At 47.3% G+C, this 23506-nt stretch carries 21 protein-coding genes and 3 tRNA genes; 14 read left to right on the top strand and 10 right to left on the bottom strand.

Annotation, left to right across the window (positions count from 1 at the left end; genetic code table 11):
- Nucleotides 1-344: 344 nt before the first annotated feature.
- The 5 genes from MSMTP_RS01675 to MSMTP_RS01655 form a co-directional block, all read right to left on the bottom strand.
- Nucleotides 345-521: a hypothetical protein gene (locus MSMTP_RS01675; RefSeq protein WP_231582875.1), complete on the bottom strand. Its 177-nt coding sequence runs from the start codon at nucleotides 519-521 to the stop codon at nucleotides 345-347.
- Between the two features lie 377 nt (nucleotides 522-898).
- Entirely contained in the window at nucleotides 899-2878 is a 1980-nt protein-coding gene (gene feoB, locus MSMTP_RS01670; RefSeq protein WP_048177371.1) for a ferrous iron transport protein B, read from the bottom strand.
- Between the two features lie 187 nt (nucleotides 2879-3065).
- Nucleotides 3066-3731: a metal-dependent transcriptional regulator gene (locus tag MSMTP_RS01665; RefSeq protein WP_048177369.1), complete on the bottom strand. Its 666-nt coding sequence runs from the start codon at nucleotides 3729-3731 to the stop codon at nucleotides 3066-3068.
- Nucleotides 3732-3939: 208 nt separating this feature from the next.
- Complete coding sequence (locus tag MSMTP_RS01660; protein ID WP_048177367.1) at nucleotides 3940-4395, bottom strand: N-acetyltransferase; 456 nt, start codon at nucleotides 4393-4395, stop codon at nucleotides 3940-3942.
- Nucleotides 4396-4660: 265 nt separating this feature from the next.
- A tRNA-Arg gene (locus MSMTP_RS01655) sits at nucleotides 4661-4738 on the bottom strand.
- A gap of 254 nt (nucleotides 4739-4992) precedes the next feature.
- On the opposite strand from MSMTP_RS01655, the gene MSMTP_RS01650 reads away from it, so the two are divergent.
- The 8 genes from MSMTP_RS01650 to MSMTP_RS01615 all read left to right on the top strand — a co-directional run bounded on the left by MSMTP_RS01650 (nucleotide 4993) and on the right by MSMTP_RS01615 (nucleotide 10941).
- Entirely contained in the window at nucleotides 4993-5547 is a 555-nt protein-coding gene (locus MSMTP_RS01650; protein WP_048177365.1) for a biotin transporter BioY, read from the top strand.
- 178 nt (nucleotides 5548-5725) lie between these two features.
- Nucleotides 5726-6550, top strand: a complete 825-nt coding sequence (locus tag MSMTP_RS01645; RefSeq protein ID WP_048177364.1) for an energy-coupling factor transporter ATPase — start codon at nucleotides 5726-5728, stop codon at nucleotides 6548-6550.
- Nucleotides 6526-7431 carry an ATP-binding cassette domain-containing protein gene (locus MSMTP_RS01640; protein ID WP_048177362.1) on the top strand — a complete coding sequence of 302 codons (906 nt, stop codon included), beginning with the start codon at nucleotides 6526-6528 and terminating at the stop codon, nucleotides 7429-7431. The genes MSMTP_RS01645 and MSMTP_RS01640 overlap by 25 nt, the downstream gene beginning before the upstream one ends.
- Nucleotides 7424-8197, top strand: a complete 774-nt coding sequence (locus MSMTP_RS01635) for an energy-coupling factor transporter transmembrane protein EcfT (RefSeq protein WP_048177361.1) — start codon at nucleotides 7424-7426, stop codon at nucleotides 8195-8197. The genes MSMTP_RS01640 and MSMTP_RS01635 overlap by 8 nt, the downstream gene beginning before the upstream one ends.
- Nucleotides 8198-8379: 182 nt before the next feature.
- Nucleotides 8380-8706 carry a helix-turn-helix transcriptional regulator gene (locus MSMTP_RS01630; RefSeq protein WP_231582874.1) on the top strand — a complete coding sequence of 109 codons (327 nt, stop codon included), beginning with the start codon at nucleotides 8380-8382 and terminating at the stop codon, nucleotides 8704-8706.
- Nucleotides 8703-10118, top strand: a complete 1416-nt coding sequence (locus tag MSMTP_RS01625) for an SO_0444 family Cu/Zn efflux transporter (protein WP_048177357.1) — start codon at nucleotides 8703-8705, stop codon at nucleotides 10116-10118. Before MSMTP_RS01630 ends, MSMTP_RS01625 begins: the two co-directional genes overlap by 4 nt.
- A gap of 49 nt (nucleotides 10119-10167) precedes the next feature.
- Nucleotides 10168-10725, top strand: a complete 558-nt coding sequence (locus tag MSMTP_RS19845; RefSeq protein WP_082090452.1) for a PspC domain-containing protein — start codon at nucleotides 10168-10170, stop codon at nucleotides 10723-10725.
- The gene (locus tag MSMTP_RS01615; RefSeq protein WP_048177355.1) at nucleotides 10726-10941 is read left to right on the top strand and encodes a hypothetical protein; all 216 of its coding nucleotides are present in this window, start codon (nucleotides 10726-10728) and stop codon (nucleotides 10939-10941) included.
- Between the two features lie 66 nt (nucleotides 10942-11007).
- On the opposite strand, the gene iscB is transcribed toward MSMTP_RS01615, so the two are convergent.
- Together iscB and MSMTP_RS01605 are read right to left on the bottom strand one after the other, a co-directional pair.
- Nucleotides 11008-12027, bottom strand: a complete 1020-nt coding sequence (gene iscB / locus MSMTP_RS01610; RefSeq protein ID WP_052718243.1) for an RNA-guided endonuclease IscB — start codon at nucleotides 12025-12027, stop codon at nucleotides 11008-11010.
- A gap of 546 nt (nucleotides 12028-12573) precedes the next feature.
- Nucleotides 12574-12648: transfer RNA gene (locus tag MSMTP_RS01605), tRNA-Arg, on the bottom strand.
- A gap of 465 nt (nucleotides 12649-13113) precedes the next feature.
- Here MSMTP_RS01605 and ilvE point away from each other — a divergent pair.
- On the top strand, nucleotides 13114-13992 hold the full coding sequence (gene ilvE, locus MSMTP_RS01600) for a branched-chain-amino-acid transaminase (RefSeq protein WP_048177353.1): 879 nt from the start codon (nucleotides 13114-13116) through the stop codon (nucleotides 13990-13992).
- A gap of 284 nt (nucleotides 13993-14276) precedes the next feature.
- Entirely contained in the window at nucleotides 14277-16193 is a 1917-nt protein-coding gene (locus MSMTP_RS01595; protein ID WP_048182450.1) for a molybdopterin biosynthesis protein, read from the top strand.
- Nucleotides 16194-16605: 412 nt separating this feature from the next.
- On the opposite strand, the gene MSMTP_RS01585 is transcribed toward MSMTP_RS01595, so the two are convergent.
- On the bottom strand, nucleotides 16606-16794 hold the full coding sequence (locus tag MSMTP_RS01585; RefSeq protein WP_048177351.1) for a pentapeptide repeat-containing protein: 189 nt from the start codon (nucleotides 16792-16794) through the stop codon (nucleotides 16606-16608).
- A gap of 30 nt (nucleotides 16795-16824) precedes the next feature.
- Here MSMTP_RS01585 and MSMTP_RS01580 point away from each other — a divergent pair, with 30 nt between their 5' ends.
- Nucleotides 16825-17919, top strand: a complete 1095-nt coding sequence (locus MSMTP_RS01580; RefSeq protein WP_048177350.1) for a GTP-binding protein — start codon at nucleotides 16825-16827, stop codon at nucleotides 17917-17919.
- Nucleotides 17920-18163: 244 nt separating this feature from the next.
- Here the strand turns inward: MSMTP_RS01580 and MSMTP_RS01575 are convergent, their stop codons facing one another.
- On the bottom strand, nucleotides 18164-19276 hold the full coding sequence (locus MSMTP_RS01575) for a methylcobamide--CoM methyltransferase (protein ID WP_048177349.1): 1113 nt from the start codon (nucleotides 19274-19276) through the stop codon (nucleotides 18164-18166).
- Between the two features lie 176 nt (nucleotides 19277-19452).
- Here MSMTP_RS01575 and MSMTP_RS01570 point away from each other — a divergent pair, with 176 nt between their 5' ends.
- The 3 genes from MSMTP_RS01570 (at nucleotide 19453) to MSMTP_RS01560 (ending at nucleotide 22678) form a co-directional block, all read left to right on the top strand.
- Complete coding sequence (locus MSMTP_RS01570; protein ID WP_048177347.1) at nucleotides 19453-19704, top strand: type II toxin-antitoxin system HicB family antitoxin; 252 nt, start codon at nucleotides 19453-19455, stop codon at nucleotides 19702-19704.
- Between the two features lie 335 nt (nucleotides 19705-20039).
- Entirely contained in the window at nucleotides 20040-20333 is a 294-nt protein-coding gene (locus MSMTP_RS18845; RefSeq protein WP_156153641.1) for a hypothetical protein, read from the top strand.
- Between the two features lie 2272 nt (nucleotides 20334-22605).
- Nucleotides 22606-22678, top strand: a tRNA-Gln gene (locus MSMTP_RS01560).
- Between the two features lie 245 nt (nucleotides 22679-22923).
- Here MSMTP_RS01560 and MSMTP_RS01555 read toward each other — a convergent pair.
- Nucleotides 22924-23106, bottom strand: coding sequence for a hypothetical protein (locus tag MSMTP_RS01555; RefSeq protein WP_048177344.1), 183 nt, complete (start codon nucleotides 23104-23106; stop codon nucleotides 22924-22926).
- Nucleotides 23107-23506 lie beyond the last annotated feature (400 nt).

Genomic DNA, 23506 nt, shown 5'->3' with positions numbered 1-23506 from the left:
GTAATCGATGGCTTTTCTCAGGCGGGGAGAACTTTCAATTAAAATATAAGAAGAGGATGCTTATTAAGCTTTCTGAAAAAGGGAGAAAGATTGGCCTTATTTTGCGGATAGGTCATAAGAAGTATGAAAATATCATTAAAAGAATGTGAAAAAATAGGGGGAAAATAAAGGTTGACTTAATACCGGGACCGGAATCAGAATCCCCCCATTTTTAAAAAAATAAATGAAGAAATAATAAAGAAAGAATTAAAAAAACTCAAAAAATGAATCCAGAATTACCCGAAAAACTTCCTATAAAGAGGTCGGATTCCAGAACCGAGGTTCAAAATTATAAAGATTTAGTGTTAGTTAAGGGATGAGAAAGTGTCATCGGAATCGAATAATACACTCTGGCGGGACTGAATTCTGGTCTCGCTACAGTCGATTTCCAGGGCACTTTCACTGACCAGGGAACCATGGGTACCCGTGCTTTCCAGGAAAAGCTGCACCTCTTCCGGCTCAGGCTCACGGAAATGATCCATTTCAAAAATATCCATAATAACACTAAACACGTTTTTGTGCAGGTGATTGGTAATTCGGGTCATCGGAAGTAATCAGGAATTGCTGAGTATAAGTAATTTGTGGTGATGAGAAAAATAGATTGAACTGGGATATAGTAAAATATAAATATATAAACATTACGCCACAGAGGTTCACCGTTTATCCCGTATGGATCTGAGATTCGCCGGTGCTCACACCCATACTTCATGCACCCATGCCATTAAGGAAGGGCCGGATGAAAAAAGACAGAACCGTCCCCAACACACACCGAAGGCTCGGAAGGGGGAAGGTAACCGTCCCGGACACACATTCAAAAGTCAGGCAAACCGGTTGAACCGTCTCCTCCTGCATAAAGGGATCAGAGGAAGGCAGGTCCGAACATCCGGATCAGGACCCCGATCCCGAGGGCAAGGAAAGTGGTGAAAGTCACAATCAGCGCAGTGTCCTTTGTTCCCAGTTCATGCTTCAAAACGGCTATCGTGGCCACGCAGGGCACATAGATGGTCGTTATCACCGCAAACTGGTACATCTGGAGGGGGGTCATCACCAGTGCAAAGTTGGCGGTGCCTGCAAGCACGGCAAGGATCTGGAGAGCCATTTCTTTTCTGAGAATTCCGAAAACCAGCGCTGTTGCCGCAAACGCCGGGAGGCCCAGAAGGCCTACGGAAATGGGTTCCACAAAGTCCTGGAAGATCGTGAGCAGGCCCAGGGCATCTAGGATACCCAGGAAGGCACTGCCTACAAGCAGCAAGGGGAAGGCAATGTAGACAAACTCCCGGCTTTTAAGCCAGGTCTTCTGGAGGGTGGATTTAAGCTTGGGTTTCCTGAGGGGAGCCATCTCCATGATAAAGCCGCTTCGTTCTCCAGGGAGCGTTCTTGCAAGGATCAAACCCATGGCGGCAATGATAACCACCTCCATAAGGTAAATTGAAACCGCAGGCCAGAAGCCCACAAAAGTCCCAACAAGCCCCAGGATAATCACCGTCCGCGCGGAACAGGGCACAAGGGAGATCAGAAGGGAAGCTATCCTCTTTTCCCTCCGGGTCCCAAGAGAGTGCACCGCCATGATCGCGGGGACGTTGCACCCAAAACCAAGGACAAGGGGGATAACTGCCCTTCCATGCAGCCCCAGTTTGTGGGTCACGTTGTCCAGGAGGAAAGCTGCCCTGGTAAGGTAGCCGGAGTCCTCGAAAACGGAGAGGATAATGTAAAAGACCGCTATGTAGGGGATGGCAATTGCAATCCCGGCCTCTACACCCCGCAGGGAGTAGATGATGAGGTTCCTGATAAGAGGAGACATCCCCAGGGTCATGGCTTCCACGGGCTCGATAATGTAAGGTTCGAATAAATCGTCTACGATCCAGGCTTCCAGGAAACCTCCGATCCTGAAGACCAGGAGGAAAGTAAGGAGCAAAGCCGAGATAAGCACGGCAATCCCGAAGTTTGGAGAGGTAAGGATCCCGTCAACCCGGTCCCTCAGACTTTTTTTAGGCTCAAACCTGGAGACCACGCTGTCCACAATATGCCCGGACTCCCCGTAAATATCCCTTGCAACCGTATCCGGGACCGAGATCCTGTGTTCAAGTTCAAGGTTCTGCCTGAGCCTCCTGCCGGTGGACAGCAGAGCATTGGCCTCCGGAGGCATACAGCAGAGTTCGACAAACTCCGCATCATTCAAAAGCGCCGCCATCTTCACCCTCGGCGGAGAGTCCGGAAAAGCCTTGTCAAGCCCTGTTAGAGCCTGCCTGATCCATGGGCTGTATTCGGCCCTGTGATGGTCCTGGACCTTGCCTGCTTCCTCCATGGCCACCAGCACCACCTCATCAAGCCCCTCTCCCCGGGTTGCCACCGTGGGAACCACGGGCAGGCCGAGCATTTCCGAGAGTTTGGAGGCATCAACCCTGAATCCCAATTCTTCGGCAAGGTCGACCTGGTTCAGGGCTATGACCATGGGTATGTCGAGTTCGAGCAGCTGCAAGGTTAGGTAAAGGTTCCGCGCAAGCCGGCTTGAATCAAGGATGTTGATAATCACATCCGGCTCGTCCTGGATCAAATACTCTTTTGCTACTTTTTCATCCTCATTTGAAGTTCCCAGGGAATAAATCCCGGGCAGGTCCACCACTTCTATCGTCCTTCCTTTCCCTTTCACCATACCCCTGACAAGCTCTACCGTTGTGCCGGGATAATTCGAAACCTCGACACCAACTCCCGTAAGCCGGGTAAAAAAAACACTTTTTCCCACACTGGGGTTGCCTACGAAAGCCAGAGTCATGTCATAGGAAGAATTTTTATTTTCTTTGTCACGGATACTGCAAGATGAGGATGAAATTTTGATCACGTCTCCGGTGTTTATTTGCGTATTCAGTACGTTTCCAGTACGTTTCCAGCATGTCTCAAGTAGGTCTTCAGTATATCTCCATTGTGTCTCTAAAGGTCCAGTATTTTTGAGATGTCTCGGATCTGTCCGGCATACTCCGTATTTCTTAATAGTCCGTATTACACGCCAGGTTTTTGCATAGATCAGTTCAAGAGCTGCCGCCGCAAGGAGTTATGAAAATTTTTTTGGCTACATCCCTGCCCAGGGCAATTTCCGACCCAACGGCTATTACCGAAATGCATCCCTGCTTCTGCTTGCGCCGGACTTCAATTTCTTTTCCGGTCAGGATCCCGAGGGAGTTCAGACGTTCCTTTGCTTCCCTGGGAAGAGTCACCCGGGCAACAGTCCCGGAGCTCCCTTCTTTCATTTCGTCAAGAGGAATGAAACGTTCCTGCTCCCCAAGGGTGCATTTATCAATGTTAATGGGATGCCCGTCAGGGCAGTACTCGGGACTGCCAAGGAATTCGTACAGCCTTTCAAGCACGTGATCCGAAACCGCGTGTTCGAGTTCACAGGCTTCCCTGTGAGCCACCTTCCGGTCTAAATCAAGGACATCTGCAAGGAAAGTCTCAAGCACCTGGTGTTTCCGCTTGATTTTTATAGCCTTTTCAGTCCCTTTATAGGTCAGTTCCACACCCTTGTAAGGGATATGCTCCACAAACCCCATGGAGGAAAGTTTCTTGATCATTTCCGTCACACTTGGAGGAGCAACGTTGAGCTCGTCGGCTATTTGTTTGGTCTTGGCCGGGCCCTGGTTTTTCATTATGAGGTATAAAATTGTCTCGAGGTATTCTTCCAATCGTTCAGTGTGCATAACACCATCCCGCCACTACCCGCCCGGAAGTCCGGTGTGGATGTCCAGTAAGGATAATTAGGGCAACCTAAAAAATAAACTGCATAAATAAATAGCTTTTGGTTTTTTTCATAGCATCTTAAAATAAAATAAAATAAAATAAAATAAAATAAAATAAAATAAAATAAAATAAACCCGGAAAAAATCCAGGAGAAATTCCTGGAAAAAATTAAGATAGTATCGGTCTGATAAGGGAAATTTCATCACAGTCAGGGAATTTCGGGCAGTTGAGGCACCCGACCCAGACCTTCCTTGGGAGCCTGTTTTTGTCCACAATCTCAAAGCCCAGGCTTTCGAAAAATTCAGGGACATAGGTTAGGGTAAAGACCTCCTTCATGCCAAGTACCTCTGCTTCCTTAAGGCAGGCCCTTACAAGTTCAGTGCCAATCCCCTGCCTGGTATAATTCGAGTTTATGGCAAGAGCACGAATCTCAGCCACGTCTTCCCAGAATACATGAAGTGCACAGCAGCCTGCGACCTGGCCGTCTACCTCATAGACATAAAAATCCCTTATATTTTCGTAAAGTTCGCTCAGGGAGCGAGCGAGCATAAGTTCCTGCCTCGCATAAGTGTAGATGATATGCTTCATCTCAACGACATCGTTTACCCGGGCTTTCCTGATCACGGTTAATTTTCCTCTATTTGCTTTTTTGGCATTGCCTTTAATTCATTCCTAAAATATCCGGAATTACCCATTAAATTCAGAGCAATTTGATTTGGTCAATTAATACTCGGAATAGTCAAACAGATCTTGTTCAATTAATATCCGGAGCAGCTTACGATTCATCTGCCGCTTACAATATTCGGAAATTGATTACAATCAGGGCTCAGGGTCGAGAGTCTGAATGGTAAAACAAAACCGAAAAGAAAACAGATGAAAGAAAGTGAAATGGCGGGCGCGAAGGGATTTGAACCCCCGATTTACAGCTTAGGAGGCTGCCGCCCTATCCTGGCTAGGCCACGCGCCCACTTCGATACTCCTGAAACACATGAACATGAAAGTTCTCTGCTGAGACTGCATTCCAGACGAGATGTGCATTATAGCAGTCATAACATATATATTTAATTATCGCCCGGAAAAGGGAAAATGGACATCACATGAGAGAGATAATTACCAGGTGAAGAGAAAACTATAATAAGCAAGTCCGGGATTTAACGTTAACCGCCCCATAAAAAGAGGTTAACAATACAAGACAGTTTCAATAAAAGTAGAGATGAAAGAATGGAAAGGAAAAACAAAGAAGGAAGCGTTGCCCAATCCTCGGAACTTAGAAAAATGGTGTTTGCGTCTCTTTTCGCCGCAATGACAGCAGCCGGGGCATACATAAGGATCCCACTTTTCATATCCCCGGTGCCAGTTACCTTGCAGACCCTCTTTGTCTTCCTGGCAGGGAGCATGCTTAAGAGCAAATGGGGCACCCTCTGCATGCTGGTATACGCCCTGCTGGGGATTGCGGGGATGCCCGTCTTTACAGGCGGGGCTTCGGGACCAGGAGTAATCCTGGGGCCAACCGGAGGATATATAATAGGCTTCATACTTGCGGCATTTGTAATCGGGTACCTGAGTGAGAAGAGTGGAAAAACCGACTATCTCTCAAATGCCCTGTATATCGGCATAGGGCTCGTAATCGTCTATGCCATGGGGGTGGCCCAGCTGGCACTTGTCGGTAAACTGGACCTCCTGCAGGCAATAACCCTGGGGGTACTTCCATTCATCCCCGGAGACCTCCTGAAACTGGCAGTTGCGGCCCATATAGCATCCAGGCACAGTATATGAAAAAGTAAGCAGGACGGGAAAAGCGGCAAAAAGATAAAACCAGCAAAGACCCGAAAATCGCAAGAAGCCAGAAACAGCAAGAAGTCAAAAAAAGCCAGAAGCCGGAAACAACAAAGAGCCGGAAATAGCAAAAAGTCAAAAAAAGCAAGAAGCCGGAAACAACAAAGAGCCAAAAACAATGATCAGGATAGAGGATCTGAGCTACAACTTCCCTGATGGGACACGGGGCCTGAAGAAAATTAACCTCGAAATAGAAAGAGGGGAATTCCTGGGAATAGTTGGCAGGAACGGCTCGGGAAAGTCCACCCTTGTTCGGCACCTGAACGGGCTTTTGAAGCCGACGGAAGGGAAAGTATACGTAAAAGGAATGGACACGGCAGACCCTTCAAAGCTCCTCGAGATCCGGCAGACCGTGAGTATGGTCTTCCAGAACCCGTATACCCAGTTCGTGGGCACAACCCTGGAAGAAGACGTGGCTTTCGGGCCTGAGAACCTTGCCCTTTCCCCTGAAGAAATCCGAGAAAGGGTGGACAGGGCTCTTGAAGTGGTTGGGCTTGAGAATTACAAAAACCATTCCCCAAAAACCCTGAGCGGAGGGCAGAGCCAGTGTGCGGCTATCGCGTCGGCCCTTGCGATGAAATCCGAATGCATTGTTTTTGACGAAATAAGCTCCATGCTGGACTCAAGGTCCAGGGAACAGGTCCGGGAAATCCTCCGGAAACTGCGGGGAAAAGCCCGGACCATCGTGTATGTTACCCACAGGCTCGAAGAAGTCCTGTACGCCGACAGAATTCTCGTGATGGACCGGGGGCAAATAGTGCGGGAAGGAAATCCGAAAACCGTTTTCAAAGCCCCTGAACTCGGAGAATTCGGCCTGGAACTGCCCCCAATCGTGGAACTGCTGAACAGCCTGGAAGCAGGCGGACTTGCCCTGGAATGGGCCCGGCTGGCTTCAATCGAAAACCTTGCGGAGGATATATGGGAATCAAGGTGGAAAATCTGAGCTATTCCTATTCCGGAAACCGGAAAGGAAAGCCTGCCCTGGAAAATGTCTCCCTGGAGATTGAAAAAGGGGAATTTGCCGTCATCTCCGGAGCCGCCGGAGCCGGGAAATCTACACTCATCAAACATTTAAATGGGATTTTCCTCCCCCAGGAAGGCAGGGTGACCGTGGACGGCCTGGACACCCGGACCCGGGAAGTGCGCAGAAAGGTAGGCATGCTTTTCCAGCATTCCCAGAACCAGCTCTTCGAGGAAACCGTATACAGGGAAATTGCCTTCGGACCTTCTAACTTCGGGATCCTGGGAGAAGAACTTGAAAAAAGGGTGTATGAGACCCTGTCCCTCGTACACCTCGATACCGGAATCCTGGACCGCCCCCCATTCAGCCTGAGCGGGGGAGAGAAACGCCGGGTTGCGCTTGCGGGAATCCTGGCGCTTCGCCCGGCCTACCTGGTGCTGGACGAACCCACTGCGGGCCTGGATCCCGAAGGCAGGGCCAAACTGCTCGGAAGGCTTCAAAATATCCATCGAAAAGGAGTAGGAATCGTCGTTGTGTCCCACACCCTGGAAGAAATCCTGCCCTTCGCCCAGAAGGTCATTTCGATGGAAGAGGGCAGGATCGTGTTTACAGGCAGCCCGGAAGAATACCTAAGGGCAGGGTATTCCCCGGTGCCTCCGCTTGCCAGGCTGATGAAAGAGCTGAATAAGAAGGGAGCCAACCTCAGGGAGAGCATCTTTACGGCAGAGGAGGCCTTGAAAGAGCTTCAAAAGTTCAGGCTGGAAAAGCCGGAGAGAGATCGGGGAATATCAGAGAAGGGAGCAGAGGAGAAGGGAGCAGAGGAGAAGAGAATAGAGGAGAAGGAGGCGCAGGACAATGCCTGAGACTGCATTCAACTACATCTATGGGGATTCCCTCCTGCACAGGCTGGACCCCAGGACCAAGCTTGCAGCAGTGATGTGCCTGAGCATCCTCGTCTTCAGGGAGGAGAGTTTTGCCGGGATGGGGCTGCTTATTGCATTTTTCCTTTTGCTCACGTGGATTTCGGGAGTACACCTTTCCTTTTTGCTCAGGTCGGTCCGTCCCCTGCTCGTCTTTATTTTCGTCATCTTTTGCTTCCAGCTCTTTGCAACGAAAGGGACGCCTATTGTCCCTCTGCCGGTGCTCTCGCCTACCTTTGAAGGACTGAGGCTGGGGGCCCTGCTTTCCTTACGTTTCGGGCTGCTCCTGCTCTATGCGGCCCTCCTTACGGCAAGTACCCTTCCGAGCCAGATTACTAACGGGATCGAGCACCTACTCCGCCCCCTGCCCCTCCGCCGCCTTGGGGTGACTTCCTTCGACCTGGCCACCATGATGTCACTCTCCATCCGCTTCCTCCCCAGTTTCCTGGAAAATGCGGCAACGATCAGGGCAGCCCAACTCGCCCGGGGCCTTGACCTCAAGCACGACCTGCGCAGGGGGATCACGGCAATTGCAGTGCCCCTGATAAGGAGGTCGATCCTCTCGGCAGAAGAAGTGACCGAAGCCATGGAAAGCAGGTGCTACCAGGGACAGTGCCGGACCTCCCTCCACGAACTCAGGATGCAGAAACTCGATTGGATAGCTCTACTGGGGCTCGGGGTATTTTCCCTTTTCATTTTCTTGCTTTGAAAGTAATCCCTAATTATTCCCAATTCGTTTTCCTGCTTTGAAAGACCCCTCTTCTCGCTTTGAAAGGCATCCACTAATCGAATTGTGAGTCCTTCACTTGAACCCCTGAATGCCGAAGTTTTTCGAAAAAGATTAATACATGAATAGTTGTTCATATATTCATGAAAGAAAAGTGTGAAAGAATGAATACCCGGGAGATAGGGGAGATGCTGCAAGCAGTCCCTGAAGCCGAAAAAATTTCCCGGGTAGCAGAGGTATTCAAAGCGCTTCATTCGGACACCCGATTAAAAATTCTCTTTCTACTCAGGCAAAAAGAGCTGTGCGTTTGTGAACTCGAACAGGCCTTGGACGTCACCCAGTCTGCAGTCTCGCACAGTCTCCGGACCCTCAGGCAGCTTGACCTGGTGCGGGTCAGGCGGGAGGGAAAATTCACGGTTTACTATATCGCAGACGAACACGTGCGCATGCTGATTGAGATGTGCCTGGAACACGTGGAGGAAAAAGCATGAGCCTTGAAACCCTCCCCCCTATCCTCGCCCTGTTTTCGGGCATCCTGCTGGCCTCCTGGGAAATCTTCGTGGAAGCCGCCCCTTACCTTATCTTCGGGTTCGGAATTGCGGGGCTCCTGAACATCCTGGTCCCGGACCAAAAAATAGTGGAATACCTGGGAAGCTCCGCCGGGAAAGTCCGTTCGGTAATCAACGCCTCCCTGGCAGGCCTGCCTCTCCCTCTCTGCTCCTGCGGCGTAATCCCTGCTGCCATGTCAATCCGGAAAAGGGGAGCGAACAGAGGAGCCACCCTCTCTTTCCTGATCTCAACCCCCCAGACCGGCGTAGACTCCATAGCCATCACCTACGCTCTGCTGGACCCCCTGATGACAATATTTCGCCCCATTGCAACCCTTGTGACGGCCATCCTGGCAGGGCTTGCAGACAACCTGCTGATAGGAGAGGAGGAGAAAAAAGGGGAGAAAAAAAAGAAAGACGGTTCTGGGAAACAAACAGGCTTATTTGCCGTCTCCACACTCCTTGCAACTTCGGCCCGGACTTCAGTTTCGGGCAGGGACGGCTATTCTTCTTGCGACTCTGAATGCGGCTCTATCTGCAGCCCTACTTGCGGTTGCAGTTCACTCGAAAACCCCGTACCCGGAAAAACAGAGGCTGTAAACCCCATGACCCTCAACAAACCCTCCACTGAAAAAATCAGCCATCTTACCCTTTCCACTCAAACAATTCCAACTAAAAATCATTCTGCAAATCTTCCACAAGACGAAACGGCCTCATGCGGATGCAGCTGCGGGTGCGGCGGAAACGAAAGTAAAGAGGACAGGAAAAGCCAGGAAATCGGGAAAGGCAAAAAACCCTTGCAGACCCGGCTCTTCGAAGGCATGAAGTATGCTTACATCGAACTCCTTGGGGACATCTCGAAATGGATGCTTATAGGAATCCTGTTTGCAGGCATCATTTCCTACCTTGTCCCGGAAAGCCTGATCAGGGACTACCTGGGAGGAGGGCTCAGCTCGATGCTGGTCATGCTTGTGGTGGGAATCCCCCTCTACATCTGCGCAACCGCCTCGACCCCCCTCGCCGCGACCCTGGTAGCCAAAGGAATGAGCCCGGGAGCAGCCTTCGTCTTCCTTCTGGCAGGCCCGGCAACCAATGCCGCAACCGTGACAATGGTCGCCCGTTTCCTCGGGAAGCGTTCTGCAGCCCTTTACCTGGGAGTGATCTCCCTTTGTGCCCTGGGGGCAGGGGTCCTGCTGGACTTCCTCTACCTGAAACTGGGGATCAGCGCGACGGCGACCCTGGGAAGCGCAGGCGAAATGCTCCCGGAAACCGTAAAGCTTGGATTTGCAGCCCTCCTCCTCCCCCTGATGCTTTACGGGACCTTCCGGCAAAAAAAAGAATGTGGGTGCCATTGAAAAAAAAGGTATACGAATGATATAAATTCGCATAAATTGAATTACCTGTATGCAGGAAAATCCCAATCCAATCGAAAAAAAGGATGTAGAAGCAGATACCTCCGAAGCCGCCCCTGAGCCGGAAGAAGGAGCCGGAAAAAAGGCTGAAAAAGAAGTAGAGGTAAAAGCTGAAGTGGAAACTGCAAAAGAAGAGGCAGAAGAAGCAAAAGAAGAGGCTGCTGAGGAAGAAAAGGTTATCGAGGAAAAGCTTCCCGAAGAAGAGATAGTTGTAGTAGAAGCAGCTGAAGAAGCAAAAGAAGCAGCTGAAGAAGCAGCCGAAGAAGCAAAAGAGACCGCTGGAGAAGCTGAAGAAAGAGTGGAGGGAGCCGAGGAGACTAAAGAAGAGCGCGCCTCCTACACCATGAAACGCACCCTGACAAAAAGCAAAAGCAACAAGATGATCTTTGGTGTCTGCGGGGGCATCGGGGAGTACTTCGGGATAGACCCGACACTTATAAGGCTTGCCTTCGTGCTCCTTGCTTTCCTGAACGGGATAGGTATTGTCATCTACATCATACTTGCAGTCATTATGCCTTCAGAAAGCGGCGTCGAGATGGGAAAAGAATAGATGGGGCCCGAACAGGCAGGGAAGACAGCAGGAGTAGAAAAAATAGACAGGGTGGAGCGCGGAAAGCTTCTTGGTGTTATTATATTGATAATTGGTATTTACCTCGTGCTGGACGAACTGAGCGAATACACAGCTTTCTGGTGGCTCAGAGAGCTCTTCTTTCCCGCAATATTCATCCTTGGAGGAGCCTGGCTGCTACACAAAAATCGGGAGTGAAAGCGAGAGAATTTTTGGGAATTTCGATCCCATTCATGAAAAACTAAGCAGGATACCCCTGTCTTTTTAGACAGGGGAGGAATGCGTACACTCTGCAAGTTCCATTTTTTGAATTAATGTGCTTGTCCTTGCCCTCAATCGTTTTGAATTTTTCTTAATATTGACACTATCTGAAATTTTGTTTCCAAAGAGATCTGAGATCGAAAAATACCCGCTTGATCGTTTGCCTCGGACAATACCAATTCCCTTTTCTGTTTTTACAAGATCGAATTTCCTGAGTCCAAACAGCTTTCCTGTAGGTATTTTCTTCTCAGACCGTTTCCCTTTTCTTTGCTGATAATCTCCCGCAGGAACATGTTTTTTGAAGTAGACCGTATCATCCGGTTCTACTTTCTGTTTATCCCCACAACAGATAGCAAGCGCATCAAAATAATGCATTTTTTCGAGTCCCAAAACCTGTTCTCGCCGGAACTTTGTTTCGTATCCGAACACTTCCTCAAAGCTCCAATCGGATTTCTTGATTTGGGACTTGACAATGCCAACTTCTGTAGCGTGTTTCGTGTTTGACCTTCTCCCTGAAAGCTCAAATTCCCCAGCATGAAGGGCAATGTGACAGGTTTCACAAAGCGTAATCAGGTTTTCCGGAGCATCTGACCCCTGCTTTGACCTGAAAACGATGTGATGGCAATGTAGCCGGGAATCCTTTGACTTTCCCCTGCAATGCTGGCAGGTGTACCCGTCCCTGTGCAAAACGTAAGCCTTGACATTGTAGAAACCTTTTAGGTCCCCTTCCTGATACCCTGTCCCGGAAACTTCCGGGTTTTTGATTTTGTGGATATCAAAGGAAGCAAGTTCGACCTTCCACTTCGTTACCAGAAGCAGGGATTCCACAAACCGTTTTTCCCTGAAATGAGATTCGAGTTTGCTTTTTATGGAAGGAGCTAACCTTCCTTCTCTCCTTGAATTTCCCCGGTTATTGAACCTTGCTGGCCTGTACCTTGTCTTCCGGCTTCCTCTCGATCTGATATGGAACGGTTTGTATGATGCAAGCACTGTCCCTACCTCCCAGGACTGTTTAACCGGCATCCTTAGAGCCTGAAACTGAGGCGGCATTTCAGGGTAACTATGAAATTCGTTCCTATCGTTTCCCGATTTTCCAAAGCTCCTAATCGGGGATCTGGTCAACCAGGGCACATTACATGCCCGTCAATTTATTGGCGAGTGGTTGACTTCAATATTTTGTTGAAGCAATTCAACTACCTTTTTAACTCCGAAGGCGGGAAGTCCCCTTCCTCGACAGCTGAAGGAGGTGGGGAGGGGTAATTCACTATTTTCTGTATACACCCTGCCAGGGGCGATTCTGTCCCGACCCTTTCTATTCTAATCCATTCCCCGGACCCGCACCATAAAAATCCATTCCACACGCCCCCGTTAAATTATAAAACATTCCGTCCCGCCAAGCGGTTCCGAACCTCACCTTCCCTACACCCAAAAAGCTTCCAGATAACGAAAAAAGAACTCCAAAGTAAAAAGGGCTCAAAAAAGAGGCGAGAAAACTATCCGAAAAAGAAATTAGAGAATAAATGACTGAAAAAAAGCGATTGAAAAAATGAAACAAAATGAAAAAATAAGCGGGCCCGAGAGGATTCGAACCCCTGACATTCGGGTTAGAAGCCCGACGCTATATCCTGGCTAAGCCACGAGCCCACTTTGCTTTTCATACTACGAGAGTACGAAATAGGCCTTTAAAGATAAAAGCCTTTTGCATGAAAGCGAATCCGGGTATTGTAAAAAATCTTAAAATATTTATGTGGAAGCGGAATTGTAATATACATTCAGTAAATACCCGCTATAGTCCGGATCTTTCATAATATTGTAAATATGCTCATTCCTGAAAGCTTTTGGGTCCCCCTTGAAGGCTTTGAAGGGAAATGAAACATTAAGAGCCCGCAACGAAATAACCTGTGCAACTTATTATTCATTGCAACTTCGATTGGCGACCTTGATCGTGAAAATCAATATGTTCAATCGGAAATGTACAGAGGTTGTTTAGTGACAGGGTCCGAGACCCGGAATTTTGAATTGAGGATTATACATCAAAGATTATATTAGATTGAAAGCATCAAGGAAGTACAGCATACAGCTTATCAAAATTTCAGAGAAGATGATGGTATGAGTGAGTTACTGATTTATATAAACGGTGAGTTTGTCCCCCAGGCCGAAGCAAAAGTTTCCGTTTACGACCACGGTTTCCTCTACGGCGACGGTGTGTTTGAAGGTATAAGAGCTTACAACGGACGTGTTTTCAAGTTAAAGGAGCACGTTGACAGGCTTTATGACTCCGCAAAGGCAATCGCAATGGACATCCCCATCTCAAGGGAAGAAATGAGCGAAGCAATCCTTAAGACGTTACGCAAAAACAACTTAAGAGACGCCTACATCCGCCCGATTGTTTCCCGCGGGAATGGGGACCTGGGGCTTGACCCCCGCAAGTGCGACAGGCCCAACATTATCGTGATCGCCCAGGGATGGGGCGCCATGTACGGCGACCTCTATGAAGTGGGCCTGACCGGAGTTAGCGTGGCAGTCCGGAGAAACGCCCCTGACGCCCTTTCCCCGAACATCAAGTCCCTGAACTACCTGAACAACATCCTTGCAAAGATCGAAGCCAACGAGAAAGGCGGAGACGAAGCCGTCTTCCTGGACAACAACGGATTCGTTTCCGAAGGCTCGGGAGACAACATCTTCGTCGTGAAGAACGGCAAAGTCCTGACCCCCTTCACCATCAACAACTTAAAAGGCATCACCAGGGCAACAGCAATCGAACTCCTGGAAGACATGGGCATCAAAGTCATCGAAACGAACCTGGGACTTTTCGACCTCTACACCGCAGATGAGATATTTGTAACCGGCACGGCTGCCGAATCCGCCCCCCTTACCAAATTAGACGGCAGGCACATCGGAACCGGCAAACCAGGTCCCCTCACAAAGAAGATGGTCGAGGCCTTCGAATACATCACCCAGAATACGGGCACCCCCATCTACGACTGAGCCCGCAGGCCGGAAAATTAAAAGAAAGAATAAAATGCGGGACCTTCTCCCGCAACACCTTCTTTTTTTACTACCGGGACCTAACTGCCGGCACCTATTTTGAATACTGAAATTATTTTTCAATCCCCACCTTTCCGGTTCCTTTTTCCTTTTCAATCCCTACCTTTTCACCCCCAATTTACCATATTATCAAAAAAGTATCGAAAAAGTTGAAAAATTTCCGGGAAAACGATATTAAAGTAAAACATGCATCTGAAAAACGAAAAAAATCGGGTTTGAGTCTCATGAAGCGCAAGGAATTTCGGCAACTGGCCTCCGTTGAGGAGGCACGAAAGATAATAAACGGACTTCCTGTCCGCAGGGACCGGGAAAGCGTAGCTCTTGAAGCCGCCCTGGGAAAAATCCTTGCAGAGGACATCATAACGGAGATAAACGTCCCTCCCTTCCCAAGAGCGATAATGGACGGGTATGCGCTAAAGGCGGAGGACAGCTACACCAGCAGTGAAACCGAACCTGTCAAGCTCAGGCGCATGGGAGAGATCGCGGCAGGTTCGGATGCCAGGTATAAGGTTGCGGCAGGGGAGACCGTGGAAATCTCAACAGGAGCCCCGATCCCTGAAGGTGCGGATGCTGTGGTGAAGGTAGAAGACACCGAAACCACAGGGAAAAATGAAGAGGTGCTCGTTTACAGGCCGGTAACCGTGGGCGAAAATATCATGAAGGCCGGCTCAGACATCCTGAAAAGAGAACGGGTGCTCAGGAAAGGTAGAAAACTCGGAACCCGGGAGATAGGGGTACTGGCATCAATCGGGAAAAAGAAGGTGCCTGTCCTCAGCCTCAGGATTGGGATCATCTCTACCGGGAACGAACTCGTGCAGCCGGGAGAAGGGCTGGCTTTCGGGCAGATCTACGATGCAAACTCATACACCATCCATGCAGGAATTAGGGAATGCGGGGCCGTTCCAGATATGTACGGGATCGTAAGGGACGAAGAAAGCGCCATGAAAGAAATCCTGGAAACCGCAGCCTCGGAATCCTCCCTTATCCTTAGCTCGGGCAGCACATCTTCGGGAGCAGGGGACGTGATGTACAGGCTGATAGAGGAGATGGGAGAGACCCTTGCCCATGGCATCAATATCAAACCCGGAAAACCCGTGGTCATTGGGATAATAGAGGGGACCCCGATTATCGGACTTCCCGGAAACCCGACTTCCGCACTCATGATCTTCAATGAATTCGTAGCCCCTCTTATAAGGAAAAAGCTGGGGGCTGAAACAGGCTTGAAAATGACCGAGAAAGGAGTTATGGGCACAAACTTCCGCTCCGAAGGCAGGCAGCAGCTCCTCCCTGTTGGCCTGGTGAGGGGCAGGGTTTATCCGGCAGACCGGGGCTCGGGAGCGATCACTTCGCTGGCAGGGGCAGACGGGTTTATAGAAATCCGCCCTGAAACCGAGTTCATAGAAGCCGGCACACCTGTGGAAGTGACACTTTTCGGGAAGGTGGAAAAGCCGGACCTCCTGATAGCAGGGGGCTCCTGTCCGGGCCTGGACATCCTGGAAGACCTGACAGGCCTGAACCTTAGGGTCCTTGTAACCGGTTCAAGCGGGGGTTTCAGCGCGATCGCTTCAGGGACTGCCGACATTGCCGGCGTGAACATGCCCTCGGAAGCAGGCGAATACAATGTGCCGACAATCGAAAGCATGGGGCTTTCCTCCACGGTACTCGTGAAAGGATACAAACGCGAGCAGGGACTGATCGTCCCGGAGGACAGCAGGATATCCGGACTTTCGGATTTGCCGGGAAAGCGCCTGATCAACAGGAATCGGGGGTCGGGCACAAGGGCGCTCCTGGACCTAAAACTTTCCGAACTTGCCCGCGAACGGGGAAGCGGCAGGAAAGAACTCACGGCTTCGATCCAGGGCTATAACTCGGGAGCAAAGACCGAAGTAGCCGTCTGCGAAGCTGTAATTTCAGGGAAAGTCGATGCAGGCGTCGGCACCAGGACCTGCGCCGAACGAAACGGCCTTAAATTCATAAAAATAGCAGAAGAAGAGTATGATTTACTTATAAGAAGAGAGCTACTTGATATCCCGGAAGTCAGGAAGTTTCTTGAGACCCTAAAATCCAGCGAGTTTGCAGCAAAGCTGCCGGCAGGGATTCGGGTGTATGAAAGGACCGGAGAAATAGTCAATATCGAGTGAACGGATCTCAATTTTGATTGAACGGAGAGTTATACTCCTCCAGTGTGAACTACCACCCCTCCCTGCCTCCCTTGGAGTCAAGGAAGGGGACTTCCTGCCTTCGGAGTTAAAACCTAGAATTTTTGCCTCAAAATGCAAGGCAATAACCCGACATAATTCTGAAAACCAGATCCTAATGAGTATAATTTTGGGCGAAGATAGTTTCCGGATGAAAGTTTCCGGATGTAAGCTTCAGGGAAAGTTATCGAGAGACAATGTATAAATACTATTATATTTATTGAGTTATATAAATGGATACGATTGGATCTGAAAATTCGAACCCACGAGAAGCATTCCATAGATTTATATATTGCATCCAACTATCTGGATAAAAAATCCAGAGTAGCGAATCTGTTTTGGATCAAAAAAGGATTCAATAGCTTCCTACCGTAATCTCTCCTAAATCACTATCATCTAAATCACTATCACCTAAATCACTATCACCTAAATCACTATCATCGAAATCACTATCACCTAAATCACTATCACCTAAATCACTATCAACTAAATCACTATCAACTAAATCACTATCAGCTAAATCACTACCACCTATCAAGATCATTTTTTCACTCTTGAAATCGGCAGGTTCCAGATGAGCAGCATACAGGAACAAATACAGGAAATCGAAGACGAAATCCGAAAGACACAGTATAACAAGGCCACCTCCCACCACATCGGCCGGCTGAAAGCTAAGATAGCTCGCCTGCGGGACGAAGTTGAGAAAAAGGCGTCTGCAAAGGGCGGGGGGGAAGGGTACTCGGTCAAGAAGTCCGGAGACGGGACCGTAACCCTTGTAGGGTTCCCTTCGGTGGGGAAGTCCACACTCCTGAACAAGGTCACCGGTGCCAAGTCAGAGGTAGGTGCCTATGAATTCACAACACTTACTGTTGTCCCCGGGGTGCTCGAGCACAAAGGGGCAACTATCCAGTTCCTTGACGTGCCGGGGCTTGTGAAAGGAGCAGCTTCCGGCCGAGGGCGCGGGAAAGAGGTCATAGCGGTTATCCGGAACTCCGACATGGTAATCTTTTTGCTTGACGTTTTCCAGCCCAAACACTACGAAGTGCTCATGGACGAGCTTTACGAAGCCGGGATCAGAGTCGACCAGATCCCCCCTGACGTCGTGATAAAGAAAAAGGACAGGGGCGGTGTCCAGATCCATACTACCGTAGAAATGGACCTGGACGAAGAGACCATCAAAGCCGTCCTGGACGAATATAAGATCCACAATGCCCACGTCCTTATCAGGGAAAACATAAACGTAGACCAGCTTATCGACGTAGTCCTGAATAACCGTAGCTACGTCAGCTCCCTGATCGTCGTAAACAAGGTGGATCTGGCCTACCCGGAACTGCTCAAGAAATGCATGGAAACGTATCCGAGTGCGATTTATATCTCCGCCCACGAAGGCACTAACATCGAAACCCTCAAGGAAGACATTTACGACCGTCTGGGCTTCATCCGGGTCTACATGAAACCCCAGGGACAGCCCGCAGACATGGAAGAGCCCATGATCGTCATGAGCGGCACGAACATAGGGGACATCTGCGACCGCCTGCACCGCGACTTCCGCAGGAAGTTCCGCTACGCTCAGGTCTGGGGCCCCTCCGCAAAACACCCCGGGCAGCGGCTCGGGATGGAACACATGCTGGAAGACGAGGATATCCTGACCGTCATTATTCAGAAATGAGATTAACTAAAAATAAACTAAAAACTAAAGATAAACTAAAAATAAACTAAAAACTAAAGATAAACTAAAAATAAACTAAAAACTAAAGATAAACTAAAAACTAAAGATAAACTAAAAATAAAACTAAAGGTAAAAACAAAAATTAAATCGGGGGAAAACAAAAGGTTTTCCCGAATCTCTAATTACTTCTTTTTACTGATTCCCTGGGTATCGAAACAGGACCTTTATCAAAATCCGGACATCATCAGAATCTGGACTTGATCGCATCCCAGAGCATTTCCATTTTCTCAAGCGGCGTGTTCAGGGGAATCTCACAGCCTGTGGAAAGGATGAAACCTTTTTCGGGGGCAGCCTCAAGGCAGCACTTCACCTCATGCTCGATCTCAGCCCTGCCTCCGACCAGGGGGGCGTCCGGGATGATGTTTCCCATAAGGCAGATGCCGGCATCGGAGAAAGTTTTTAACTCCTTGAAACAGTGCCTTGGGCCACAACCGATGTTATTGTGGTTGTGGAGCTTCATGCATTCGACCCCGTACTTTTTTCCGAGCAGCCTGACGTCCCCGAAGGCAAAGTTCAGGGCATGGGGCTCAAGTTTCATTTCCAGGTCGTGGAAGGCAAGGGCTGCGCAATTGTGGGAGATTACGTACCCGCCTTTTTCCTTGATATGGTCGTAAAGTTTCTTTGTGTAGGGCAGCATGAACTCTTCTGCCATCTGCGGGCTGAAGAGGTCGCCGGTGCTCTCCCCATTTTCGACAAAGATTCCGTCAGCTCCGGCTTCGAGCATGGAGTCGGCAAAAAGGATGCAGCATTCCATAAGTTTTTCCAGCAGGGCATGGAAAGCTTCGGGATCTTTCATCATGTCAATGCAGAGCCTGCTCCCGCCCAGGACCTGGGAAGCAAGCATAAGGGGAGCCAGTGTTGCCCCGGTAATAAAAACCTCGTCCCCGATTTCTTTCTTGAGGATTTCGATTGACCCGGCTACGGTCTTTACCCGTTCGGACCGCTTGATATTATCCGGATTGATTTTTTCATATTCTCCTGCGGATTTCAGGACGTACTCAGCCACGGTAGGGTACCCGTTTTCCTTGATGTTCACCTTCGTCCCGAGCGCCTCCGCTTCCACAAGGAGGCAGCCCCAGGGGGACATCACGTTGTCGTGGTGGTACATCTCCCGGGCAAGGATTTGTGCCCGGGCAATTCCTTCTGCCGAATAATACACATCTTTGAGGCTTACGCCCATCCGCTCCAGCACCGCATGCCCGGCGCCGAACCAGAGGTAACCGTAAGGGACACGGTCTACTTCTTTTCTTTCGAGAGCATTGATAAACCGCTCCCTGGAGGTCATTTTTTCAACCATGAGATTTTGTCTCCGCTTCCTGATAGCTTCCTTAAGTAAGTGTTTCCAAACAATAATCAATATAAAAGTACTTTTATAAATATTAGCCCGGAAAGCCCGGGCCTGCAAAAAAACTGCAAAAACTCTGCAAAAAAACTGCGAAATATTTAACATAGCCGCCAACCCTATCTGGAAACATGAAAGAAACTTTCAAACTAACTGCAATAGTGAACAAAAAAGAGGAATCTTACGAGTCGCTCTGCCTGGAACTGGACGTAACGAGCCGGGGAGAAACAATCGAAGAAGCAGTTACAAACCTGAAAGAAGCCGTTGAACTTTATATTGAAAATGAAAATATTGCCCTTCCAATCAAGCGCCCCTTTATGACCACTTTCGAGGTGATGGCCCAAAGTAGGAAAACGAAAAAGCAAAGAAAAGAATCACAGTAAAAAAATAGAGGAACCCAGTAAAAAATAGGGGAGTCATAATAAAAACTTGAGAAATTAAGTAAAAAAGCAGTGCAAGAAGAAGCCCGAGGATGAAGATCCTTTTACTGCATTCCCCAATACAGCCGTTTCGAATATATGCTCCCCCAAGCATACGGATCCGGAACAGGACCACCACCCCCAAGTATTTCTTTCTGTTTCTCAGTTTCTCCCCAATTTTCTTCCCATTTCCCAATTGAGAATTATCTCATAAATTATTTTAAATTAATTCGTTGAAAACTTTTAACGCCACAAAAAATATCTTTGCTCCAAATATTTCGAACTCTGCATAGAAACTAATGTCGAAAAAAGGATATATTTTTCAAAAAAGTAAATCAGAAAACCAGGAGCATAAAAGTAAAAGCAGAAAAGGAAAGCAGAGAAAAAATAAAAAAGAAGAGATGTACATAGAAAGAAGATGCCCGAGAACGCCTCATCCTTTCTGCTTTATCCCCTCATACAGCAGCTCCGGAAATCCACCCTCCCTCAAGAGTGGAATAAGGAGCAGGATTAAGCGACCCCAGGCATTTCTTCCACAATCATCATGTCTTTTTCTTTTCACTTCCCATATCCAGTATACAATAATCATCTAAATTATTTTAAATTAATTCGTTGAAAATTTTTAATCTCATAAAAAATAATATCCCTGAAAAAGTTTCTAAACCTGCATAGAATTGTACAGGGTGCATATTTTCAATCAGATAGACAACTTCCGGAAAACCCCCTCCTTTTCAAAGAAACAGGATACAAGATCGAAGGCAAAGGATGAAAGAAGTTGATAAATTAAACCGTAAAAAAGCAGAGACCGTAAACACGCAGAAAATAAGAGCCGAACAACCTGCAGGAAAAAACACAACCGGAAACAGGCAAACAAAATGAAAAAAATAAAAAGACGGAGGAAAATGAGAGCAATAAGAAACCCGGAAACCCCTGATCTTTTTTACTGTATCCTCGACTACAGGCGCTCCGAAGATGTGCTCCCCTTAAGCACGGGTCCGAAGCAGGACCAGTAATTTCCGGGTGTTCATTTCAATAAGTTTTTTCCCTTATTCGTGTTCCCATTTCACTTACCATTTCCCAATCATACAATTATACCGGAAATTATTTTAAATTAATTCGTTGGAAATTTTCAATTGTACAAAAAACTTCTCCCCTGAAAAACTTTTGAAGCCTGCATAGAATTGGACATGGAACTTATTTTTAATCAGAAACACCACGCAATAAAAACAGAACGAACAGAAACAAACGAGAAATTACCTCATTTCCAGAGAATTCAGACCTGAAAAGCAGGATAACAAAAGAAAATCAAAAAAGCAGAGAAAAAAACATCAAAAAAAGGAAAGATTCGCAGTGTCAGAAGAAGCCCGGAAATTCCTGATCCTTGTTACTGCAGCCCCCACTGCAATTCCTCCGAAAATGTGCTTCCCTTAAGCACGGATCCGGACCAGAATCGGCGATTTCCAGGCATTTCTTTCAACCGGTTTATTTCCCCTGTTAATTTCCCCGGTTCACGTACCATTTCCCAATCATACAATTATACCAGAAATTATTTTAAATTAATTCATTGAAAATTTTTAATCACAAAAAAAAGTTCTCCCCTGAAAAACTTTCAAGCCCTGCATAGAATTGGACAGGAGAGTTAATTTCAACCAGAAATACAGTACAATAAAAACAGATTCGAAAGGGGAAAAGAATCTCCTTATATTAGAAACCCCTCCTCTGAAGCACGTAAAATCATATCGTGAAATCGAATATCTCAAGCACCCTGGAGAGCATAAGTAAAGAGAAACAGAAAATGGCCTCATTTCCAGATAATTCAGGCCGGAAAAGCAGGATAACAAAAGAAAATCAAAAAAGCAGAGCAGAAAACATCGAAAAAAAGAAAAGATTCGCAGCGTAAGAAAAAGCCCGGAAATTTCGGATCCTTGTTACTGTAGCCCCCACTACAGTCCCTCCGAAAATGTGCTTCCCTAGAGCACGGATCCGGATAAGGATCGATGATTTCCGGGCATTTCTTTCAACCGGTTTATTTCCCCTGTTAATTTCCCCGGTTCACTTACCATTTCCCAATCATACAATTATACCAGAAATTATTTTAAATTAATTCATTGAAAATTTTTAATCGCAAAAAAAACTTCTCCCCTGAAAAACTTTCAAGCCCTGCACAGAATTGGACAGGAGAGTTATTTTCAACCAGATATCCTGGATATAGAGGGGCTACGGAACTGGAGGAATCAGGGAAGCAGTAGATTCTTCGGCTTTCAGGTTTCCTACAGCCACCTAAACTTTCCCTCTACTTAATCCCCCGGGAAAACTGAATTTTATCGACATGTCAAAAAACATACCCCAAAGAAAGCCCTTTTCAAAAGAAGACGGAGCAAAAAAAAGATAAAAACACAGTAAAAAAAACATAAAAACGCACAATCACGCAAAAAAGGCACACAATAAAAAAGCACAATCACACAAAAAAGCATAGCAAGAGAAGTAAAAAAGCAGAGGAAGAAGAAGCCCGAGAACGCCACACCTTTTCACTATATCCCCCAATACAGCCGCTCCGAAGATATGCTCCCCCAAGCATAATGATACGAAGCAGGATCAGAGTCCTCAGGCATTTCATTTTGTGTCTGATTTCTCCCTTATTCTCTCCCAGTCCCAATTACACAATTATATTGGAAATTATTTTAAATTAATTGATTGAAAATTTTTAATCGCACAAAAAAGTTTTTCCCTGAAAAAGTTTCGAAACCTGTATGGAATTGGACAGGACACGTATTTTCAACCTGAAACACGGACTTCCAAAAGATACCTTTAGTGGCACAAAAATTAAGTACCATAAATAAGGTATAGCTAAAAGCCTTCATGCGCAGTCCTGTAGGGTAGTGGTCAATCCTTCGGGCCTTTGGAGCCCGGGACAGCGGTTCGAATCCGCTCAGGACTATACTATTTATTTATGGATAATTAAGATAAGAAAATTAGCCTGAAATAAAGATATTTTTCCCTATGTACCGGACATATCCAGCATGTTCATTCCTTTTAAAAAAAATCGTATTCAGGACATGCAACATGAAACTCGTAACCACATGTCCTTTTGCTAAGAAGTTTTCCGTTTGGCGATAGTTTTTTCAGAGACTTTGGCACTTATCGCCTAATTCAATTAAGTACTATTTGGGAACCGGTAGTGAATTAGAGTTTATGCCCGGATTTTTGTTCGCAAATAATTGCATCCCAGTATTTTTCTACTCTTTCTGCAGCAATCATAGCTCCTGTGACTTTAATGTCCTCGTTTATTACTCTACAATGGGTGGGGCATAGATTTTCTTCGTATTCGGGACACTGACTGCATTCTCTGTAACATAAAAATTCCATTACACTAACTCCGTGGGGTTTTTTAAATTATGGGGAATATAATAAATTCAGTATACCCACATACATTATAAATATGTTCATTTGTATTCAAAACTTTTCACAGGAGACGTGTGGGGACACCCTCCGGAGAAAAACCCATTAAACCCTTTCCAATCTTCCTTAATTAAAACAACAGATCTGAATCCTCACCCAGTCAGCAGATTCTCAAGGAAAGAAAAAAACGATGCTTGAATTAGAAACCTGAAGTGGAAAAAAGCTTGATATAGGGGTGATCCATAAGGATCTTCCAAAATTGAATGAAGTCCCATACTCATCAAGTTGTACGGCTTCTCCATTCTTTGTATCTCTGTCCTTATGGATCAGTCAATAATATGTGCTGAATAATATAAAACTATGACCA

Origin of the sequence: Methanosarcina sp. MTP4, assembly GCF_000970045.1 — an archaeon.
Lineage (GTDB): Archaea > Halobacteriota > Methanosarcinia > Methanosarcinales > Methanosarcinaceae > MTP4.
Note: the sequence above shows the minus strand (reverse complement) of the source record. Positions and strands in the feature narration are given on the sequence as shown.

Coding starts and splice junctions, on each gene's coding strand:
- MSMTP_RS01675 (WP_231582875.1), bottom strand. CDS start 521: ATGGATCATTTCCGTGAGCCTGAGCCGGAAGAGGTGCAGCTTTTCCTG.
- MSMTP_RS01665 (WP_048177369.1), bottom strand. CDS start 3,731: ATGCACACTGAACGATTGGAAGAATACCTCGAGACAATTTTATACCTC.
- MSMTP_RS01650 (WP_048177365.1), top strand. CDS start 4,993: ATGGAAAGGAAAAACAAAGAAGGAAGCGTTGCCCAATCCTCGGAACTT.
- MSMTP_RS01645 (WP_048177364.1), top strand. CDS start 5,726: ATGATCAGGATAGAGGATCTGAGCTACAACTTCCCTGATGGGACACGG.
- MSMTP_RS01640 (WP_048177362.1), top strand. CDS start 6,526: ATGGGAATCAAGGTGGAAAATCTGAGCTATTCCTATTCCGGAAACCGG.
- MSMTP_RS01635 (WP_048177361.1), top strand. CDS start 7,424: ATGCCTGAGACTGCATTCAACTACATCTATGGGGATTCCCTCCTGCAC.
- MSMTP_RS01630 (WP_231582874.1), top strand. CDS start 8,380: ATGAATACCCGGGAGATAGGGGAGATGCTGCAAGCAGTCCCTGAAGCC.
- MSMTP_RS01625 (WP_048177357.1), top strand. CDS start 8,703: ATGAGCCTTGAAACCCTCCCCCCTATCCTCGCCCTGTTTTCGGGCATC.
- MSMTP_RS19845 (WP_082090452.1), top strand. CDS start 10,168: ATGCAGGAAAATCCCAATCCAATCGAAAAAAAGGATGTAGAAGCAGAT.
- MSMTP_RS01615 (WP_048177355.1), top strand. CDS start 10,726: ATGGGGCCCGAACAGGCAGGGAAGACAGCAGGAGTAGAAAAAATAGAC.
- iscB (WP_052718243.1), bottom strand. CDS start 12,027: ATGCCGGTTAAACAGTCCTGGGAGGTAGGGACAGTGCTTGCATCATAC.
- ilvE (WP_048177353.1), top strand. CDS start 13,114: ATGAGTGAGTTACTGATTTATATAAACGGTGAGTTTGTCCCCCAGGCC.
- MSMTP_RS01595 (WP_048182450.1), top strand. CDS start 14,277: ATGAAGCGCAAGGAATTTCGGCAACTGGCCTCCGTTGAGGAGGCACGA.
- MSMTP_RS01585 (WP_048177351.1), bottom strand. CDS start 16,794: ATGATCTTGATAGGTGGTAGTGATTTAGCTGATAGTGATTTAGTTGAT.
- MSMTP_RS01580 (WP_048177350.1), top strand. CDS start 16,825: ATGAGCAGCATACAGGAACAAATACAGGAAATCGAAGACGAAATCCGA.
- MSMTP_RS01575 (WP_048177349.1), bottom strand. CDS start 19,276: ATGGTTGAAAAAATGACCTCCAGGGAGCGGTTTATCAATGCTCTCGAA.
- MSMTP_RS01570 (WP_048177347.1), top strand. CDS start 19,453: ATGAAAGAAACTTTCAAACTAACTGCAATAGTGAACAAAAAAGAGGAA.
- MSMTP_RS18845 (WP_156153641.1), top strand. CDS start 20,040: ATGTCGAAAAAAGGATATATTTTTCAAAAAAGTAAATCAGAAAACCAG.
- MSMTP_RS01555 (WP_048177344.1), bottom strand. CDS start 23,106: ATGGAATTTTTATGTTACAGAGAATGCAGTCAGTGTCCCGAATACGAA.